This is a genomic window from Stenotrophomonas maltophilia group sp. RNC7, assembly GCF_030910085.1.
Taxonomy (GTDB): domain Bacteria; phylum Pseudomonadota; class Gammaproteobacteria; order Xanthomonadales; family Xanthomonadaceae; genus Stenotrophomonas; species Stenotrophomonas sepilia.
On sequence record NZ_JAVFVN010000603.1, the window covers coordinates 1 to 4,341 of the forward strand.

A 4,341-nucleotide genomic window follows, 5' to 3' on the forward strand; every position below is an offset into this window, starting at 1 on the left:
ATACTGTTTATAATGTAGGATTACTAACAATTGTTAATTCTGAAGTAGTTGAAGAAAAGAAAATTAATACATCATACCTTGATGATACGCAAGATAAACTTTCATCGGAGTTATCACTGTATGGTGACTGCAAAGTGTTTACTGGTCAAATCGAATCAAAGGATATAGATAAAAATGTATATTCTTATACATTCGCTAAGACTCAAGCATTACCTAACCGTTTATCTACTGGTTTAGTTGAAGAATATGAACAGTATAAAGAAAGAACAAAACAAGAAGTTTTTGTTACTGGGGAAATTAAATCTTTAAATGAGGCTGGCGAACTTTCTCCTAAAAAGGTTTATACATTTGAAGATCCATTCGCAGTTAATAAGAGTAATTCAAATGATGATTTTCTGTCTGCAGCAACTAAGTCTAATACTCAAAGTGACGAAGAGAAAAAAGAGAAACAGAAGCAAGCTTTCTTAGACAGTTTAGTAAATGGAGATAATAATCCATTTGGTATCTAAGTAAAAATATAGTCTATCAATTGATGAATACATCAGTTGATAGACTTTTTTTTGTATTTAACTTAAAAAAACAAAATGTAATGTGTATAATGCCCAACATACTTATATACAGGGGGGATAATTTGGGAGTTGAACTTATACCATTTTCTGTGTTTTTAGTCTATCACTTGGTTAATGTTTATACAGACGTTAAATATAGGGTAACTAAAAACATATGGCATTTAGCTTTTTTGATTATTGGATTGGGTTATTACTATGGATATGCTAATTCAAGTCCGTGGTACAAACCAGTGGCGACGATGGTATTAACTTTGGGGATAGGTTTGATTTTAGAGTACTTAAAACAATCTTCACCCGGTGACACCAAAATGTTGGTTATAACAAGTTTGCTTATCAGTCTTACATTACCGTATCAAGGATATATTAGAATCGCTGCAGCTGTAATAATCTTTCATCTAGCAATACTTGCAATAATTGCTTACTTTAAGTTATTTCAGAAGCATGGTGTACTACAAACATTTAAATATCAATTTAGTGATATAAAGGCATTTTTCACTCCAGGTATACCAATTAGTAAAGAAGTAATATTTGATCATTTTCCTGGTGCCATAACAATAATGTTGGGTTCAGTGATTTACACACTAATTAGTTTTTTGTTGGATTTGAGGTAATTTATAATGATACAAAATAGTAAAACTTTACATTTGTTTCAAATGATAAGAAGAAGGTTATTTTATACCGCATTTTTTTCATTAGTGATGTCTTATATCGCGAAATTTTTATTCACTAGTAGTTCACTAATAGATTTATTTTTTATTTTAGTTTTCTTACTGACATTTACTGTGGCTTTAGCGATTAAGGTATATACAAGTGTAGCAGTACACAAATGGTTTATGAGCGGAATCAAATTAAGTGAGCATATTGGATTACAAAAACTATTACTAATACCTAGCACCTACTATGGTAAGAAAGTCATTGAAGTACATTTGAAGCCTCTCGATTTGTCAGATGGGTTCGAAAACTTTAGTAAAGAGAAGAAAGAAATAATGGGGCTGCTATATGTTGAACTGGAAGATGACTTCAAAAAGATTGCTGAATGGTCTAATGGTGAACCATTAGTGACCACAACTCATTTAAGTTTAATGAATATCTGGAAAAAAACATCTAGAAATCATTTTTTAATTGAGCCAATAGATTTATATGATCCATATGTAAAAATGGGGAATTTGGAATGGGTAGTTGCTTCGTTTTCTTTAACTGGCAAACCATCTTTAAAAGTTCCAAACAAATGGTATTCTTACGAATTTAAAAGAAATGAGGAGCTTATATGCGAAAAATCAAGTTGCTAGGGATTGCGGTTTTTACTTGTAGCATTGTAATGATATTTAGTTTTGATGAAGTGGTATCAAATAGTAATCAAATGGCACCTGGGCAATTTGTTGAAAATAGTAAATCCGTTTTTATTAAATCTATTTGAAGTAATAATAATTAGCATCTTAGAATATTAGCTGTTTGTGAATAAAATATATTTTAGATTTATAAATGATACTGTTCAGCTAAAAGGAGGGATACTATGTTTCCATTTAAAAATAGGAATATGCCCAAGTCAATTAAAGACAAAAAGGAAGGAGGGACTGCTAGAAATAGAATCATAAAAATTGTATGTTTAGGTTGTATTGTGGTTATTGTAAGTGGAGGTATATACCTTATTGATAAGGCAAATGAAAACAAAAAAATTCATGAAGCGATGATACAAAGTCAAAGTGATACGGATAGTGATGAAAATAGAAATGAGGATTCAGCTGTAAATAAAGAAACCCCTAAACAAGAAACAGAAAGTAATGACTCAATTGAGAATAGTAGTTCACCAATAGTGAATGATGAAGAAAAGAATAGTACAAATGAAGTCAAGAGTGGTGAATCACTAAAGAATAGTGAACCACCAGTAGATAAAAACAGTGAACCATCAGTAGATAAAAACAGGGAAACTAATAAGAAGAATGAACATGTTAAAAATAATGAACAAAAGAATCAATCGCCTAGTAGTCCCGTTAAAAAGTGGGATGTATATGAAGTAGATAAATCAAATAAAACAAATAATGAAAATAAAAATACAGATCCACAGACCGGTTCGGAAAATCATAATACAAAACCTGTAGAACAGCCAAAAGAAAAAACAAAAGAGAAACCACATAACAACAACAACAATAACAACAACAATAACAACAACAATAACAACAATAACAACAATAATTCGAATAATGGCACTAGTGAGGGCAATAATGGTGGAAATAAACAAGATAATAGCAAACCAAGAATTGAGTATGACTCATTAGAAGGGGCAGCCGGAAAAAATAATGTACAAGAAGGCGGAACTTTATATGAAGCAAAATAAATTTACTATGGATAATAGGTACAAATAAGGGTGTGAACTAAATGAAAATAAGTAAACGTTTTTGTACATTTCTAACTGTTAGTTGTTTGGCAGTGACTACGTTCTTTACTCAAGGTATTAATTCAGCTTACGCGGATGGTGTTGATTGGCCAGTTTATGGTAAAGATGATTTAAGAACACGAAATATATATGATCCTGAATTAAAACCTCCTATTAAATTTAAAGCCAAAATGAACTTGGGATGGTCAGTATCTCAAACTATAACTGTAGGGGATTACTTTTACCATATCGCTTCGGTACCAGATAATAATAACTTGTTTAATCTCCCTAGAGGAACCTACATGTATAGAATACCGGTAAAATTTAAGTATTTTACTCCTAAAACTCCCGAAGCAGAAGTGGCTGCGGATTTAATTGAAAAAGGGGCAAAAGTATTTAGATTAGGTGACTATGTTAAATCATATTCTCATCCCACTTGGTCTGCGGAGAATGATGCATTCTATGTAGGTTATGATACCAAAGTAGTTGCATTGAATAGAGATATGCAATTATTAGGGTATTATGAAGTGGGAGCCAGATTAGTTGGTCCACCTACCGTTTATCCAAATGATAAAGTTTTAATAGGAGCAGCAGAAGGTAAGCAAAAAGGAGCTATACATGGTGTTCAAGGAATTAAATCAAAAAATATTACTGGTAGAAGGTATAACTTAAGTACCCATAATAATGCAGAGATTTCAGGTGCTGTTACGAAAATTGGAAATAATGAGGGCATTTTTGGTGTGAACCACCGTGCGGATATAAGGAAAAGCCCTCTTGTAAAAGTAAATGTAGATAATTTAATCAGTGGTAATAATCCAATTGTTTGGCTTAAAGAAGCACAAACTGGAATTCCATCAAATGCAGTTGTAGAAGGGGATCACTTATATCATTCTGATAAGTATGGAGGAGTATATAAAGTAAATATCCATACTGGTGAAAGAGTTTGGAGGACGCAAATTCCTAATGTAACTTTAATAAATAACTCCTTAGCAATAGATGATAAAAATATATATGTTCCTGTTCGTAAACCAGGTAAAGTAATTGCTATTTCAAAAGATACTGGAGCAATTACTTGGACAGCGCATAACGGACGAGATAAAAGTGGTAATTTTATAGATGGTGATGTAGCCTATGGCTATGATACTGGTAATGATGTAACAGCTTGGAGAACACCAGATGGTCGAAGAGTAATATTTTATGGAGATACGTCTGGACAATTAATATTTTTAGATCAGAATGGAAATCGTGTTGATGTAGCGACTGACTATACGAATAGTAAAATTAACAGGTCATACATTCAAGCTACTTCAAATAATGATATACCTCAAGATTGGCAACTACAAGGACTCGGATTGGCTACAGAGACAAACATTTCAAAGAAACACTTAGTATTTGGGG

At 32.0% G+C, this 4,341-nt stretch carries 5 protein-coding genes; all 5 read left to right on the plus strand.

Annotated features, from left to right (window positions below):
• The coding region (locus RCF13_RS11665) for a hypothetical protein (RefSeq protein WP_308141195.1) at nt 1–509 on the plus strand (509 nt) is incomplete at its 5' end.
• Nucleotides 510–631: 122 nt separating this feature from the next.
• Nucleotides 632–1,180: a hypothetical protein gene (locus tag RCF13_RS11670; RefSeq protein WP_016121735.1), complete on the plus strand. Its 549-nt coding sequence runs from the start codon at nt 632–634 to the stop codon at nt 1,178–1,180.
• A gap of 171 nt (nt 1,181–1,351) precedes the next feature.
• Nucleotides 1,352–1,858 (plus strand): hypothetical protein, encoded by a 507-nt coding sequence (locus RCF13_RS11675; RefSeq protein ID WP_308141196.1) that lies wholly within the window; start codon nt 1,352–1,354, stop codon nt 1,856–1,858.
• A 224-nt stretch (nt 1,859–2,082) separates the two neighbouring features.
• Complete coding sequence (locus tag RCF13_RS11680; RefSeq protein ID WP_308141197.1) at nt 2,083–2,904, plus strand: hypothetical protein; 822 nt, start codon at nt 2,083–2,085, stop codon at nt 2,902–2,904.
• 41 nt (nt 2,905–2,945) lie between these two features.
• Nucleotides 2,946–4,341: PQQ-binding-like beta-propeller repeat protein (locus RCF13_RS11685; protein WP_308141198.1), on the plus strand; the 1,396-nt coding region annotated here is incomplete at its 3' end.

What these genes read in the sequence shown, in the direction of transcription:
- RCF13_RS11680 (WP_308141197.1), top strand. Translation starts at nt 2,083, where the DNA reads ATGTTTCCATTTAAAAATAGGAATATGCCCAAGTCAATTAAAGACAAA.